At 68.5% G+C, this 15,510-nt stretch carries 14 protein-coding genes; 13 read left to right on the top strand and 1 reads right to left on the bottom strand.

Features of this window, described 5'->3' with window-relative positions; genetic code table 11:
- The first annotated feature begins 43 nt into the window (after window positions 1–43).
- From ACAM52_RS03205 to accD, 11 genes are all read left to right on the top strand, one after another.
- Window positions 44–997, top strand: a complete 954-nt coding sequence (locus ACAM52_RS03205) for a LysR substrate-binding domain-containing protein (RefSeq protein ID WP_369646102.1) — start codon at window positions 44–46, stop codon at window positions 995–997.
- 48 nt (window positions 998–1,045) lie between these two features.
- Window positions 1,046–2,467, top strand: coding sequence for a 3-isopropylmalate dehydratase large subunit (gene leuC, locus ACAM52_RS03200; RefSeq protein WP_369646101.1), 1,422 nt, complete (start codon window positions 1,046–1,048; stop codon window positions 2,465–2,467).
- A gap of 14 nt (window positions 2,468–2,481) precedes the next feature.
- Entirely contained in the window at window positions 2,482–3,132 is a 651-nt protein-coding gene (gene leuD / locus ACAM52_RS03195; RefSeq protein ID WP_062479700.1) for a 3-isopropylmalate dehydratase small subunit, read from the top strand.
- A 43-nt stretch (window positions 3,133–3,175) separates the two neighbouring features.
- Window positions 3,176–4,264, top strand: a complete 1,089-nt coding sequence (leuB, locus tag ACAM52_RS03190) for a 3-isopropylmalate dehydrogenase (protein WP_101493320.1) — start codon at window positions 3,176–3,178, stop codon at window positions 4,262–4,264.
- A gap of 90 nt (window positions 4,265–4,354) precedes the next feature.
- Window positions 4,355–5,500, top strand: coding sequence for an aspartate-semialdehyde dehydrogenase (asd, locus tag ACAM52_RS03185; RefSeq protein WP_062479697.1), 1,146 nt, complete (start codon window positions 4,355–4,357; stop codon window positions 5,498–5,500).
- Window positions 5,501–5,667: 167 nt separating this feature from the next.
- Complete coding sequence (locus tag ACAM52_RS03180) at window positions 5,668–8,475, top strand: FimV/HubP family polar landmark protein (RefSeq protein WP_369646100.1); 2,808 nt, start codon at window positions 5,668–5,670, stop codon at window positions 8,473–8,475.
- A 31-nt stretch (window positions 8,476–8,506) separates the two neighbouring features.
- A complete protein-coding gene (gene truA / locus ACAM52_RS03175) occupies window positions 8,507–9,331 on the top strand; it encodes a tRNA pseudouridine(38-40) synthase TruA (RefSeq protein WP_070062263.1) in 825 nt (274 codons plus the stop codon).
- Window positions 9,328–10,071 carry a phosphoribosylanthranilate isomerase gene (locus ACAM52_RS03170; RefSeq protein WP_369646099.1) on the top strand — a complete coding sequence of 248 codons (744 nt, stop codon included), beginning with the start codon at window positions 9,328–9,330 and terminating at the stop codon, window positions 10,069–10,071. The genes truA and ACAM52_RS03170 overlap by 4 nt, the downstream gene beginning before the upstream one ends.
- Before the next feature lie 47 nt (window positions 10,072–10,118).
- The gene (trpB, locus tag ACAM52_RS03165; protein WP_062475486.1) at window positions 10,119–11,405 is read left to right on the top strand and encodes a tryptophan synthase subunit beta; all 1,287 of its coding nucleotides are present in this window, start codon (window positions 10,119–10,121) and stop codon (window positions 11,403–11,405) included.
- On the top strand, window positions 11,405–12,250 hold the full coding sequence (gene trpA / locus ACAM52_RS03160) for a tryptophan synthase subunit alpha (RefSeq protein ID WP_369646098.1): 846 nt from the start codon (window positions 11,405–11,407) through the stop codon (window positions 12,248–12,250). Before trpB ends, trpA begins: the two co-directional genes overlap by 1 nt.
- Before the next feature lie 24 nt (window positions 12,251–12,274).
- Window positions 12,275–13,147 (top strand): acetyl-CoA carboxylase, carboxyltransferase subunit beta, encoded by an 873-nt coding sequence (accD, locus tag ACAM52_RS03155; RefSeq protein ID WP_062475492.1) that lies wholly within the window; start codon window positions 12,275–12,277, stop codon window positions 13,145–13,147.
- An 86-nt stretch (window positions 13,148–13,233) separates the two neighbouring features.
- Here the strand turns inward: accD and ACAM52_RS03150 are convergent, their stop codons facing one another.
- The gene (locus tag ACAM52_RS03150; protein ID WP_056572059.1) at window positions 13,234–13,794 is read right to left on the bottom strand and encodes a YggT family protein; all 561 of its coding nucleotides are present in this window, start codon (window positions 13,792–13,794) and stop codon (window positions 13,234–13,236) included.
- A gap of 90 nt (window positions 13,795–13,884) precedes the next feature.
- On the opposite strand from ACAM52_RS03150, the gene ACAM52_RS03145 reads away from it, so the two are divergent.
- Together ACAM52_RS03145 and ACAM52_RS03140 are read left to right on the top strand one after the other, a co-directional pair.
- Window positions 13,885–14,850, top strand: coding sequence for a glycosyltransferase family 2 protein (locus ACAM52_RS03145; RefSeq protein WP_369646097.1), 966 nt, complete (start codon window positions 13,885–13,887; stop codon window positions 14,848–14,850).
- A gap of 29 nt (window positions 14,851–14,879) precedes the next feature.
- Complete coding sequence (locus ACAM52_RS03140; RefSeq protein ID WP_369646096.1) at window positions 14,880–15,503, top strand: LON peptidase substrate-binding domain-containing protein; 624 nt, start codon at window positions 14,880–14,882, stop codon at window positions 15,501–15,503.
- Window positions 15,504–15,510: the final 7 nt, after the last annotated feature.

Raw genomic sequence — 15,510 nt, 5'->3', positions numbered from 1 at the left:
AGAAAATAGCCAACTCATCGCCAAACGCGATGCCCAAGCCCCCATGAGCACGTCCGAACGCAACTTTGCCCGCCGCATCGACCTCACGTCGTTGCAGCTGTTCGTGGCCGTGTGCGAGCTGGGCAGCATCGGGCGCGCGGCGGAGCGCGAGTTCATCGCGGCCTCGGCCGTGAGCAAGCGGCTGTCCGACCTGGAAGCCACGCTCGGCACCGCCCTGCTCTACCGCCATGCGCGCGGCGTCGACCTCACGCCGGCCGGCGAGAGCCTGCTGCACCACGCCCGCTCGGTGCTCTACAGCCTCGAAAAGATGCAGGGCGAGCTCAGCGAATACGCCGACGGCGTGCGCGGGCACGTGCGCGTGCACGCCAACATCTCGGCCATCGTGCAGTTCCTGCCGGAAGACCTGGGCGTGTTCTCGCGCGCGCACGAGGCCATCAAGATCGACCTCGAGGAGCACCTGAGCAGCGAAGTGATCCGCGCGGTGCAGGAAGGCGCGGCCGACCTCGGCGTGTGCCACGTGGCCGGCGGCGCGGGCGAGCTGCAGAGCCTTTCCTACCGACACGACCGCCTCGCACTGATCGTTCCCGAGGGGCACGCGCTGGCCGCGCAGGACGCGATCGACTTCATCGACTCGCTGGCCTTCGACCACGTCGGCCTGCACACCAACAGCTCGATCTACGTGGCGATGCACGAAGCGGCGCTCGGCGCCGGCCGCAGCGTGAAGCTGCGCATCCACGTCACGGGCCTGGACGCCATGTGCCGGATGATCGACAACGGCCTGGGCATCGGCGTGATGCCGCAGCGCGCCTTCGAACTCATGCACAACGGCATCGGCCGCGGCCTCGTGAGCGTGACGCTCAACGACGCCTGGGCGGCGCGCGAGATCCGCCTGGTGGCGCGCGACTTCTCCACCCTGCCGGTGGCGGCGCGCACGCTGGTGAACCACCTGCACGCGGCGGCCGATGCGGCCGACGCCACCGAACGACTCGCGGCCTAGACCGCGTCGACAGACAATCCATTTCCCCACGAAAGACAAGAGACCGACATGGCACGCACGCTCTACGACAAGATCTGGGACGAACACGTCGTCCACACCGAGGAAGACGGCACCGCGATCCTCTACATCGACCGCCACCTGGTGCACGAAGTGACCAGCCCGCAAGCCTTCGAAGGCCTGCGCGAAGCCGGCCGCAAGCTGTGGCGCATCAGCTCGGTGGTGGCCACCGCCGACCACAACACGCCGACCACCGGCTGGGAGCGCGGCTACGAAGGCATCGCCGACCCGACCAGCAAGGAGCAGGTCACCACGCTGGACCACAACATCGCCGAGTTCGGCGCCGCCGCGTTCTTTCCGTTCCTGAGCAAGCGCCAGGGCATCGTGCACGTGATCGGCCCGGAAAGCGGCGCGACGCTGCCGGGCATGACGGTCGTCTGCGGCGACTCGCACACCTCCACGCACGGCGCGTTCGGCGCGCTGGCGCACGGCATCGGCACCAGCGAGGTCGAGCACGTCATGGCCACGCAGACGCTGCTGGGCAAGAAGGCCAAGAACATGCTCGTGAAGGTCGAAGGCAAGCTGCCCCTGGGCTGCACCGCCAAGGACATCGTGCTGGCCATCATCGGCAAGATCGGCACCGCCGGCGGCACGGGCTACACCATCGAATTCGCAGGCTCGGCGATTCGCGACCTGAGCATGGAAGGCCGCATGACGGTCTGCAACATGGCCATCGAGGCCGGCGCGCGCGCCGGGCTGGTGGCGGTCGACGAAAAGACCATCGCCTACGTGAAGGGCCGCCCGCTCGCGCCCACCGGCGTCGAATGGGACCAGGCCGTGAGCTACTGGCGCACGCTGCAGTCCGACCCCGGCGCGACCTTCGACGCCGTGGTCGAACTCGACGCTGCGCAGATCCAGCCGCAGGTCACCTGGGGCACCTCGCCCGAAATGGTGGTCGAGATCAACGGCCGCGTGCCCGATCCCGACAAGGAAAAGGACGCCAGCAAGCGCAGCGCCATCGAGCGCGCGCTGGTCTACATGGGCCTGGAGCCCAACAAGGCCATGAACGACATCTTCATCGACAAGGTGTTCATCGGCTCGTGCACCAACAGCCGCATCGAGGACATGCGCGAAGCCGCCGCCGTGGTGAAGAAGCTGGGCCAGAAGGTCGCGAAGAACGTGAAGCTCGCGATGGTCGTGCCCGGTTCGGGCATGGTGAAGGAACAGGCCGAGCGCGAAGGGCTCGATGTGATCTTCAAGGCCGCGGGCTTCGAATGGCGCGAGCCCGGCTGCTCGATGTGCCTGGCGATGAACGCCGACCGCCTGGAGCCCGGCGAGCGCTGCGCATCGACCAGCAACCGCAACTTCGAAGGCCGCCAGGGCGCGGGTGGCCGCACCCACCTCGTGAGCCCCGCGATGGCCGCCGCCGCCGCCGTGCACGGCCACTTCGTCGACGTGCGCACCTTCGCCTGATCTGGAGACATCACATGCAGAAATTCACCGTGCACAAGGGCCTCGTGGCCCCCATGGACCGCGAGAACGTCGACACCGACGCGATCATTCCCAAGCAGTTCCTCAAGTCGATCAAGAAGACCGGCTTCGGCGTAAACCTGTTCGACGAGTGGCGCTACCTGGACGCCGGCTTTCCGGGCCAGGACCCGGCCAGCCGCAAGCCGAACCCCGACTTCGTGCTGAACCAGCCGCGCTACGCCGGCGCCTCGGTGCTGCTGGCGCGCAAGAACTTCGGCTGCGGCTCGTCGCGCGAGCACGCGCCGTGGGCGCTGGACCAGTACGGCTTTCGCGCCATCATTGCGCCGAGCTACGCCGACATCTTCTTCAACAACAGCTTCAAGAACGGCCTGCTGCCGATCGTGCTACCCGAGTCGCAGGTCTCGCAGCTGTTCGACGAGGCCTTCGCCTTCCCGGGCTACACGCTGACCATCGACCTGGAACGCCAGGTGGTCGTGAAGCCCGACGGCCAGGAGTTCGCGTTCGACGTGCAGGCCTTCCGCAAGTACTGCCTGATCAACGGGCTGGACGACATCGGCCTGACGCTGCGCCACAAGGACAAGATCAAGGCCTTCGAGACCGAGCGCCTGGCACAAAAGCCCTGGCTCGCGCACACGATGATCTCGTGATCGGCGGCATTTCCGTTTTCAAGAAAAAACCTCAGACCAACTTATGAAAATCGCAGTTCTCCCGGGTGACGGCATCGGCACCGAAATCGTGGCGGAAGCCGTCAGGGTGCTCGAAGTCCTCGACCTGAAGTTCGAGATGGAATCGGCCCTGGTCGGCGGCGCGGCCTACGAGGCGCACGGCCACCCGCTGCCCGAATCGACGCTGAAGCTCGCGAAGGAATCCGACGCGGTGCTGTTCGGCGCCGTCGGCGACTGGAAGTACGACAAGCTCGACCGCCCGCTGCGTCCTGAGCAGGCCATCCTGGGGCTGCGCAAGAACCTGGGCCTGTTCGCCAACTTCCGCCCCGCCATCTGCTACGAGCAGCTGGTGGACGCCTCGAGCTTGAAGCCCGAGCTGATCGCGGGCCTGGACATCCTCATCATCCGCGAGCTGACCGGCGACATCTACTTCGGCCAGCCGCGCGGGCGCCGCATCGCCACCGACGGCCACTTCCCCGGCGCTGAAGAAGCCTTCGACACGATGCGCTACTCGCGCCCCGAGGTCGAGCGCATCGCCCGCGTGGCCTTCGAAGCGGCCCGCAAGCGCAGCAAGCGCGTGACCAGCGTGGACAAGGCCAACGTGCTGGAGACCTTCCAGTTCTGGAAGGACATCGTGACCGAGGTCGGCAAGGAATATCCGGACGTCGAACTCGACCACATGTACGTCGACAACGCGGCCATGCAGCTCGTGAAGGCGCCCAAGAAGTTCGACGTGGTCGTCACCGGCAACATGTTCGGCGACATCCTCTCGGACGAGGCCGCGATGCTCACCGGCTCCATCGGCATGCTGCCCTCGGCCTCGCTCAATGCGAGCAACCAGGGCCTGTACGAGCCCAGCCACGGCAGCGCGCCCGACATTGCTGGCAAAGGGGTTGCCAATCCTTTGGCTACAATCCTGTCCGCTGCCATGATGCTCCGCTTCTCCCTCAACCAGCCCGAAGCTGCCGACCGTATCGAGTCGGCGGTCAAGCACGTGCTCGCCTCCGGGCTGCGCACGGGCGACATCTGGTCCGAAGGCACGAAGCGCGTCGGCACCCGCGAAATGGGCGACGCGGTCGTAGCAGCCATCACCAAAAAGACGATTACCGGCTAACCGCAGCCCGCTTCGTCACGCCCTCCCCCGGCCGACGAGTCGGGGGCAAAAAAGACTGATTTTTTCTTTCTTCACTAAGGGCAAACTGAAATGGCGAACGCATCCAAGCAACCTCTGGTCGGCCTCGTGGGCTGGCGCGGCATGGTCGGCTCGGTCCTCATGGACCGCATGCAGGCCGAAGGCGACTTCGGCCTCATCGAGCCGGTCTTCTTCTCGACCTCGAACGCGGGCGGCAAGGCCCCGGCGATGGCCAAGAACGAAACCACGCTCAAGGATGCGAACGACATCGAGGCACTGAAGAAGTGCGACATCGTCATCACCTGCCAGGGCGGCGACTACACCAGCGAGGTGTTCCCCAAGCTGCGCGCCGCCGGCTGGAACGGCCACTGGATCGACGCGGCCTCCACGCTGCGCATGAACGATGACGCGATCATCGTGCTCGACCCCGTCAACCTGCCCGTGATCCAGAACGCGCTCGCCAAGGGCGGCAAGAACTGGGTCGGCGGCAACTGCACCGTCAGTTGCATGCTCATGGGCGTGGGCGCCCTCTACAAGGCCGGCCTGGTCGAGTGGATGACCAGCATGACCTACCAGGCGGCCTCGGGCGGCGGCGCGCAGCACATGCGCGAGCTGCTGACCCAGTTCGGCACCCTCAACGCCGAAGTGCGTGCGCTGCTCGACGATCCGAAGTCGGCCATCCTCGAGATCGACCGCAAGGTGCTGCACAAGCAGCAGAACCTGAGCGCCTCCGAAATCGCCAATTTCGGCGCCCCGCTGGGCGGCTCGCTGATCCCCTGGATCGACAAGGACCTGGGCGACGGCATGTCCAAGGAAGAGTGGAAGGGCGGCGCCGAGACCAACAAGATCCTCGGCCAGGGCGCGGGCTTCGGCACCGCCGCCACGCCGGTGGACGGCTTCTGCGTGCGCATCGGCGCGATGCGCTGCCACAGCCAGGCCCTGACCTTCAAGCTCAAGAAGGACGTGCCGGTGGCCGACATCGAAGCGATGATCGCCGCCGACAACCCCTGGGCCAAGGTCGTGCCGAACACGCGCGAAGCCACCGTGAAGGACCTGACGCCGGTGGCCGTGACGGGCACCATGGACATCCCGGTCGGCCGCATCCGCAAGCTGGCAATGGGCCCCGAGTACGTCGGCGCCTTCACCATCGGCGACCAGCTGCTGTGGGGCGCGGCCGAACCGCTGCGCCGCATGCTGCGCATCCTGCTCGAAGCCTGATGCGGGCAGCTCAGGGCCTTGAAATACAAAAATGTTGCCGAAAGGCAACACAGGATGTCATCGGAAGTATGCGCGCACTGGGTAGATCAGGCGCATTGCCTTGTCAGTGCATGTTGATGATGCTAACGTCCTCTTACAAATTCAGGGCCTGAGCCGCCCCTATCAGCATGACAAGACATCTGTTGCCCGCGGCCCGCCCTTCGGCCGCCCGCCCCGCCCTGCCGTCGAATGGCTGGCGCCTTTCCATCCTGGGTGCCGCTGCGGCCCTGACGCTGGGACTGGCCAGCGCCGACGCCAGCGCCTTCGCGCTGGGACCGCTGCGGGTGCAGTCGGCATTGGGCGAACCGCTGCGCGCCGAGATCGATGTCACTGAAATGGCCGCCAACGAAGCGGAGGGCCTGAAGATCAACATCGCCACGGCCGAAGCCTTCAAGAACGCAGGCATCCCGTACAACGCGGCCCTGGGCGACGTGAAAGCCACGCTGCAGCGCCGCGCCGGCGGCCAGTACGTCGTGCGCCTGGCCGGCAACCGCCCGCTCAACGACCCCTTCATCGACCTGCTGCTCGAAGCCAATGGCGCCTCGGGCCGCATCGTGCGCGACTACACCGTACTGCTCGATCCGCCGGCCACGCGCCAGGCGGCAGCCGCACCGGCCGCGCCCATCGCACCGCAGATCGCCACGCCGGTCGAGCGCCCCGCGCCCGCCCCGCGCGTGCGCCGCGAGCCTGCGCCTGCAGTTGCCGCAACGCCCGCACCCGCTGCGGCGGCGCCGGCCCCTGCGGCCGCACCGGCTCCTGCGCCGGCACGTGCCACCGTCGCCGCGCCCAGTGGCGGCAGTGGCGAGCAAGTCACAACGCGCCGTGGCGACACCGCCGGCAAGATCGCCTCGGCCCATAAGCCCGCCGATGTCTCGCTCGACCAGATGCTGGTGGCGCTGCTGAACGCCAACCCCGACGCCTTCGTCGGCGGCAACGTCAACCGGATGAAGGCCGGTGCCGTGCTCGACCTGCCGAACGCCGCCGCAGCGAGCGCCGTGCCCGCCGCCGACGCACGCCGCACGATCACCGCACAAAGCCGCGACTTCGGCAGCTACCGCCAGCGCCTCGCCGAAAACGCCCCGACCACCAACGTGGCCGCCGCAAGCCGCCAGGCCTCGGGCAAGCTGCAGGCCAGCGTGGAAGACCGCAATGCCGCCGCCAGCGCGCCCGACAAGCTCACGGTGTCGCAAGGCAACGCCGCCGCGCGCGCCGCCGATGAAAAGGTCGCGCAAGCCCGCCAGGCGCAGGACAGCAGCAACCGCGTCGCCGAACTCACGAAGAACATCAACGAGCTGAACAAGCTCAAGGCCGGTGCTGGCACTGGCACGGGCACCGGTTCGTCCGCCGCCGCCGCCGCGCCCGCAGCGCCGGCCACCACGCCCGGCATCGCCGTTCCCGCACCGCTGACCGGTGCCACGACGCCCACGCCAGCGGTCGCGGCCGCCCCTGCGCCTGCCGCGGCCCCTGCCGCCGCAGCCACCGCACCGGCAACGCCGGCGCCGGCAGCCGCTCCCGCTGCAACGCCCCCGGTCGCCGCGGCCTCTGCTGCAGCGCCCGTAGCAGCCGCCGCCCCGTCGGCCACCGACGCAGCCGCCCTGCCCGTGGCCGCCGCAGCCAGCGCTGCAGCCGCCGCCGCGCCCGTCGTCGCACCCAAGCCCGTGGTCAAGGCGGCACCGCCGCCGCCCCCACCGGAACGCAGCTTCCTCGAGGAGCTGCTCGACAACCCGCTGATGCTCGCGGGCGCCGCGCTGATCGCGCTGCTGGTCGGCTTCCTGCTGTACCGCGTGCTGGGCCGCCGCCGCGAAGAGATGAGCGAAAGCGTGTTCCTCGAGAGCCGCATTCCCAAGGACTCGTTCTTCGGCGCCAGCGGCGGCGAATCGGTCGACACCAAGAACCGCGGCGACTCCACTGTGTCGTCGCTGTCGTACTCGCCGAGCCAGCTCGACGCGGGCGATGTCGACCCGGTCGCCGAAGCCGACGTCTACCTCGCCTACGGCCGCGATCTGCAGGCCGAGGAAATCCTGCGTGAAGCGCTGCGCCTGAACCCGGACCGCACCGCGATCCACCTCAAGCTGCTCGAAATCCACGCCAAGCGCCGCGACGTGCGCGCCTTCGACGGCCTGGCCACCGAAGTGCACAAGCTGACCAACGGCGCGGGCTCCGAATGGAACCGCGTGGTCGACATGGGCAAGGACCTCGACCCGGGCAACCCGCTGTACGAATCGGGCACGGGCACCGCGCGTGGCGCCAGCCAGGCCGAAACCGCCGCATTCGCCGGCGCGCTGGCCGCTGCCGCCAAGCCGGCTGCCGCAGTCGCAGCAGCAGCCGTCGTGGCACCGCCGCCCCCGGCCGCACCGCCCGTGGCATCGGCCCCGCCGGCCTTCATGCCCTCGGTCGCGCCGCTGGACTTCGACCTCGACCTGACCCAGCCGCCCGCACCGGCGCCCGCCCCCGTGGGTGCCAGCCTGCCGAAGTCGGTCTACGCACCGACGGCCGCACCGGCCCCGCTGAGCAACGGCCACGCCGCGGCACCTGTCGATCTCGAGAACGATTTCGACACCGCCCCCGGCGCACTGACGGCCCACACGCGTCCCTCGTCGCTGAACGACGCGGAGCACAACACCCGCCCAGCCATGCTGCGCGACACGCTGCCCGCCGATTCGGGCTTCATCGAGTTCGACATGAGCGCCCTCGCTGGCCTGCCGGCCCGCTCCGCTGCCGCCGAAGCACCGCGCTCTGCGGCCGTGGCCACCTCGCCGTCCGCGCTGGACGACGACGGTGACGACAACCCGCACGCCGTGAAACTCTCGCTGGCCCGCGAACTGCAGGCCATCGGCGACGTCGAAGGCGCGCGCTCGCTGGTCGAGGAAGTCGAAGCCGAAAGCGCCGGCGACCTCAAGTCGCAAGCCAAGCAGCTGCTCGCCGAACTGCGCTGAGCCGGTTGCCGACTGCCCTTCTGATCGCTTCGTGAGGCTGGCACTCGGCATCCGCTACAACGGCCAGGCATACGAGGGCTGGCAGAGCCAGCGCTCGGGCCGCACGGTGCAGGACAAGCTCGAAGCCGCCCTTGCGAAGTTCGCCGGCCTGCCTGCCGGCAGCCGGGTCAGCACGCTGTGCGCCGGCCGCACCGATGCCGGCGTGCACGGGCTGATGCAGGTGGTGCATTTCGACACCGACATCGAACGCGATCCGTTCTCCTGGATGCGCGGCACCAACCGCTACCTGCCCGACGACATCGCGGTGCAGTGGGCGCACCCGGTGCCCGACGAATTCCATTGCCGCGCCAGCGCCCTGGCGCGCCGCTACGTCTACGTGCTCTCGCAGTCGCCCGTGCGGCCTAGCCTCGATGCGGGCCGGGTCGGCTGGTCGATGTACCCGCTCGACGGCGACGCGATGCGCGCCGCGGCGGCGCTGCTGGTCGGCCGGCACGATTTCAGCTCGTTCCGCGCCTCGGCCTGCCAGGCCCTCTCGCCGGTCAAGGACCTGCGGCGCCTCGAGATCACGCGCGTGGGCGACGGCGAGCGCTGCCGCTGGCACTTCGAGTTCGAGGCCGACGCGTTCCTGCACCACATGATCCGCAACCTGATGGGCAGCCTGGTGCGCATCGGCCGCGGCGACGAGCGGCCCGAATGGATCACCGAGGTGCTCGAGGCACGCAGCCGCAAGGTGGCGGCGCCCACCTTCTCCGCCGATGGCCTGTACTTTCTCGGCCCGTTGTACGACGCCAAGTGGGGTCTGCCGGCCGAGGCCACGTTCCAGGGCGAGCGGGCTTCGTATGATGGCCCGCCATGACATCTCCCGCCCCCCTCGCCCCACGCACCCGCATCAAGATCTGTGGCCTCACGCGTGAGGCCGACGTGGACGCGGCGGTCGAGGCCGGCGCCGACGCGATCGGTTTCGTGCTGTACCCGAAGAGCCCGCGCGCCGTGAGCGCCGAGCGCGCCGCCGAACTGGCCTCGCGCCTGCCGCCCTTCATCACGCCGGTGCTGCTGTTCGTGAACGCGGACGCTCCCGAAGTCCTGGCCTCCCTGGCCCGCGTGAAAGGCGCCATCGCGCAGTTCCACGGGGAAGAAACGCCCGAACAGTGCGAGGAAGCCACCGGCCCGGGACGCTTTCGTTACATGCGCGCCGCCCGGATTCCGCTGGGGGCTGCCGGGGCCGGCTTCGACCTCGTAAAATACGCGTCCGATTACTCCCGCGCCCAGGCCATCCTGCTCGACGCCCATGTCGAAGGTTATGGCGGAGGCGGCAAGGCTTTCGATTGGTCACTTCTTCCACCCGCCGTCGACGCTCACCTCGTCTTGAGTGGTGGGCTCACACCTGCAAACGTGAGCGATGGCATTCACAGCCTGCGGACGCGCTGCAAGACGCTGTCCGTTGATGTGAGCTCGGGCGTCGAAATCGACGGTCCCGGGCACAAGGGCCTCAAGGACGCCGGAAAGATCCGGGCATTCGTCGCCGCCGTGAGAGCCGCAGATGCGGCGAACACTGTCAAAGCCTCGGCTGCCGACGCTTCGTCCTTCTCCAGTTAGCCGCCGCACCCGATCGCATTCGGGCTGCGGCCCATCGATCGAGAACCATGCAAAGCCAATTTCAGGACTACCAGCAACCCGACGCCAGCGGCCACTTCGGCCCCTACGGCGGCACCTTCGCGAGCGAAACGCTCACGCACGCGATCAACGAGCTGCGCGACGCGTACGCCAAATTCAAGGACGACCCGGCCTTCCTGGCCGAATTCCACTACGAGCTGAAGCACTTCGTCGGCCGCCCTTCGCCGATCTACCACGCCGCGCGCACCAGCCGCGAAATGGGCGGCGCGCAGATCTACCTGAAGCGCGAAGACCTGAACCACACCGGCGCGCACAAGATCAACAACGTGATCGGCCAGGCGATGCTCGCGCGCCGCATGGGCAAGCCCCGCGTGATCGCCGAGACCGGCGCCGGCCAGCACGGCGTGGCCACCGCCACCATCTGCGCGCGCTACGGCCTCGAATGCGTGGTCTACATGGGCAGCCAGGACGTGAAGCGCCAGAGCCCCAACGTCTACCGCATGAACCTGCTGGGTGCGACCGTCGTGCCCGTCGAATCCGGCAGCAAGACGCTGAAGGACGCGCTCAACGAGGCCATGCGCGACTGGGTCACCAACGTCGAAAACACCTTCTACATCATCGGCACGGTGGCGGGCCCGCACCCCTACCCGACGATGGTGCGTGACTTCCAGAGCGTGATCGGCACCGAGTGCATCGCGCAGATGCCCGCCATGCTCGCGGCCGACGGCATCACCGGTGAAGCCGAGGGCAAGCAGCCCGACGTGGTGGTCGCCTGCGTGGGCGGCGGCAGCAACGCGATCGGCATCTTCCACCCCTACATTCCGTTCGCGGGCACGCGCCTCATCGGCGTGGAAGCGGCCGGTGAAGGCCTGGACAGCGGCAAGCACGCCGCCTCGATCCTGCGCGGCAGCCCCGGCGTGCTGCATGGCAACCGCACCTACCTGCTGCAGAACGACGACGGCCAGATCACCGAGACGCACAGCGTCAGCGCCGGCCTCGACTACCCGGGCGTGGGCCCCGAGCATGCCTACCTGGCCGACATCGGCCGCGCCGAGTACGTCGGCATCACCGACGTCGAGGCGCTCGAAGCCTTCCACTACCTGTGCCGCACGGAGGGCATCATTCCCGCGCTCGAATCCAGCCACGCCATGGCCTACGCCCTGAAGCTCGCCAAGACCATGCGCCCCGACCAGTCCATCCTCGTGAACCTCTCGGGCCGCGGCGACAAGGACATCGGCACCGTCGCCGACCTGTCGGGCGTCGACTTCTACGACCGGCCTTCGATGCGCGGTCTGAGCGTGAAGGGAGGCAAGTGATGAGCCGCATTGCCGCCAAGTTCCAGGCCCTGCAAACGCAAGGCCGTCGCGCGTTGATCCCTTACGTCACCGCCGGGTTCCCCTTCGCCGACATCACGCCCGAACTCATGCACGGCATGGTCGAGGCGGGTGCCGACGTGATCGAGCTGGGCGTGCCCTTCTCCGACCCGATGGCCGACGGCCCCGTGATCCAGAAGGCCGGCGAAGCCGCGCTGGCGCTGGGCGTCGGCATGAAGCAGGTGCTCGCCATGGTGGCCGCCTTCCGCACGAAGGACACGACCACGCCGGTCGTGCTCATGGGCTACGCCAACCCGGTCGAGCGCTACGACCTCGTGCACGGCAAGAAGGCCTTCATCCGCGACGCGGCCGCGGCCGGCGTCGATGGCCTGCTGGTCGTCGACTACCCGCCCGAGGAATGCGAGGACTTCGCCGCCGACCTGAAAGCGGCCGGCATCGACCTGATCTTCCTGCTGGCCCCCACCAGCACCGCCGAGCGCATGGCGCAGGTGGCGCGCATCGCGAGCGGCTACGTGTACTACGTGTCGCTCAAGGGCGTGACCGGCGCCGGCCACCTCGACACCGAGGCGGTCGGTCGCATGATCCCGCGCATCCGCGAGCACGTGAGCATCCCCGTCGGCGTGGGCTTCGGCATCCGCGACGCGCGCACGGCGCAGGCCATCGGCTCGGCGGCGGACGCCGTGGTCATCGGCACCAAGATCATTCAACTCATCGAAGACCAGCCTCGCAACAACGTGGTGCCCACAGTGCGCGAATTCCTGGCCGGCATCCGCGAGGCGCTCGACGCGCTGCCGGCTGCCACGGCCAAAAACGCGGCTGGTCGATAATCACTGCCCTCACAAGGAGCCCCCATGAGCTGGCTTGAAAAACTGCTACCCGCCAAGATCGCACAAACCGACCCGTCCGAGCGCCGCCAGGTGCCCGAGGGCCTGTGGATCAAATGCCCGGCCTGCGAGACCGTTCTGTACAAGACCGACCTCGAGCACAACCAGAACGTCTGCCCGAGCTGCAGCCACCACCACCGCATCGGCGCCCGCGCGCGCCTGGATGCCTTCCTGGACGCCGAAGGCCGCTACGAAGTCGGCCAGGAAGTGCTGCCGGTCGATGCCCTGAAGTTCAAGGACAGCCGCAAGTACCCCGAGCGCCTGAAAGAAGCGCTGGAGAACACCGGCGAGACCGACGCGCTGGTCGTCATGGGCGGCTCGGTCCACAGCATCAGCGTGGTCGTGGCCTGCTTCGAGTTCGAGTTCATGGGTGGTTCCATGGGCAGCGTGGTCGGCGAGCGTTTCGTGCGCGGCGTCGAGACCGCCATCGAGCAGAAGGTGCCCTTCGTGTGCTTCACCGCCACCGGCGGCGCGCGCATGCAGGAAGGCCTGCTCTCGCTGATGCAGATGGCCAAGACCAACGCCGCGCTCACGCGCCTGGCGAAGAAGGGCCTGCCCTACATCAGCGTGCTGACCGACCCGACCATGGGCGGCGTGAGCGCCGGCTTCGCCTTCGTGGGCGACGTGGTCATTGCCGAGCCCAAGGCGCTGATCGGCTTTGCCGGCCCGCGCGTGATCGAATCGACCGTGCGCGTGACGCTGCCCGAAGGCTTCCAGCGCGCCGAGTTCCTGCAGACCAAGGGTGCGATCGACTTCATCAGCGACCGCCGCGAACTGCGCAAAACCATCGCCAGCACGCTGGCCATGCTGCTGCGCCAGCCGGCCGACGCGGTGCTCTGACCTTCACCGTAGCTCAGGCTTCGGCCTGAACGCCCGCACGCCGAAAGGCAGTGCGGGCGTTTTGCTGTCTGGGGTACCCCGACGCGTCAGGCGCCGAGCCGGAACGCGAAGACCAGCAGGTTGCCCAGCACGATCGCCACCACCTGCAGCACCACGATGGCGGCCAGCGGCGACAGGTCGACGCCGCCGATCAGCGGAATGAAGCGGCGGAACGGCCGCACCAGCGGCTCGGCCAGGCGCGAGATCAGGTCGAGCAGCATCGGCGAAGCGCCGGGAATCCACGACAGCACCGCGTACACCACCAGCAGCGCCGTCAGGCCCGACACCGCCAGCTGCAGCAGGCCGACCAGCGACACCAGCGGCAGCGCCGTGATCCGCGCCAGGCTGCCGGCCAGCAGCCACAGCACCAGGAACTTGAGCATCACCAGCAGCCAGGCCGCGATCAGGCTCGCGAGGTCCCAGCGCTTCACCGCGGGCACGATGCGCCGCAGCGGCAGCACGATCCAGTCGGTGATGGCGAACACGAAGCGCCCCAGCGGATTGCCGAAGGGCACGCGGTGGTACTGCATGTACAGGCGCAGCAGGCAGGCGCCGCCGAGCAGGCCGACGATCACGTCGAGAAGAAACGAGGGTATCTGGTACAACATGTCGAATGGGCAGGGAGGTGCGCACGCGCGCGACTGCTCCGATTCTGGACCACAAGCCTCGCCCCCGGCCACACCGCCCTACGGAACCCCATGCCTTTGCTCAGCGTCGTGCTCCCCACCTTCAACAGCGGCGAGTTCCTCATCGAGACGCTGCAGTCGCTGCAGGCACAGACCTTCACCGACTTCGAGCTGCTGGTCGTGGACGACGCCAGCACCGACGGCACCTGGGAGCGCCTGGCCGCCTTCGACGACCCGCGCATCCGGCGGCACCGCAACGCCTGCAACGTCGGCCTGCCGGCCAACATGAACCTCGCGATGGCGATGGCCCGGGGCACCTACCTGGCGCGCGTCGACCACGACGACTGCGCCACGCTGGACCGCTTCGCCAAGCAGGTCGCGTTCCTGCAAAGCAACCCGTCGGTCACCGTCGTCGGCAGCCAGCTCGAGCACTTCCAGGACCAGGCCGGCGTCACCAGCCTGCCGCTGGACGACGCGACGATCAAGGCCCGCATGGTGGAGGGCTACGACTACCTCGCGAACCAGAGCACGACCGGGCGGCTGGACTTCTACCGCGCCCACGGGCTGCAGTTCGACCCCAACCTCTACGCCGTCGACGACCTCGGGTTCTGGGTCGACTGCATGCTGCACGGCGCGCGCTTCGCGAACCTGCCCGAGCCGCTGACGCGCTACCGCATCCACCCGGGCATGACCTCCCGCACCTTGCCGCGCGACCGGCTCTACGCCTCGAAGGACCGCATCTACCGGCGCCTGCTGCCGCTGGTCTTCCCGCGCCTGCGGGGCCGTGAGTGCGAACAGCTGCTCACGCTGTACCGCAACCCCGGCGACATGCCCCAGACCCTGGCCCACCTGGTCGACCTGCATCGCGCGGCGCACAGCGCCCTGTCCGAGGTCGACACGCGCTGGGGCCAGAGCGCCGGCGAGTGCCAGCAGTCGATCCTGAACCTGCTCAACCACGCGCGCCACGCGTTCCAGATGCAGGGGATACTGCGGCCCGAACACGCGACCATCCTCAACCTGATCCTTCAACCCAGCTGACCGCGGCGACTGGCCCGGCCCTTTTCAACGTGCGCATTCCTCTCTTTCCGCTCGGTACGGTCCTGTTTCCCGGCGGCCTGCTGCCGCTGCGTGTCTTCGAGGTCCGCTACCTCGACATGGTCGGCAAGTGCCGCAAGGCCGGCACCCCGTTCGGCGTCGTCAGCCTGACCAGCGGCGCCGAAGTGCGCAAGGCCGGCGCCGAAGCCGAAAGCTTTGCCGCCGTCGGCACGCTCGCCGACATCCGCACCTTCGACGCGCCGCAAAGCGGCCTGCTGCAGATCGAATGCGTCGGCACGCAGCGCTTTCGCGTGCGCAGCAGCGAGCTGCAGAAGCACGGCCTGTGGATCGCCGAGGTCGACGCCGTCGCCGACGATGTCGACCTCGAGATCCCCGACGACCTGCGCCACACTGCCACCGCGCTGCGCCGCCTGATCGACACCCTCGAAGAGCGCCGCCACGCGCAGGGCGACACCGTGCGCCTGCCGATCGGCGCGCCCTATCGCCTCGACGACTGCGGGTGGGTGGCCAACCGCTGGTGCGAGCTGGTGCCGATGCAGGTCGAACTGAAGCAGCGCCTGATGGAGCTCGACAGCCCGTTGATGCGCCTGGAGCTGGTCAGCGACCTGCTGGCGCGCACCGGTATCACCGACTAGACACGGC

Source organism: Variovorax sp. V118, assembly GCF_041154445.1.
Taxonomy (GTDB): domain Bacteria; phylum Pseudomonadota; class Gammaproteobacteria; order Burkholderiales; family Burkholderiaceae_C; genus Variovorax; species Variovorax boronicumulans.
Note: the sequence above shows the minus strand (reverse complement) of the source record. Positions and strands in the feature narration are given on the sequence as shown.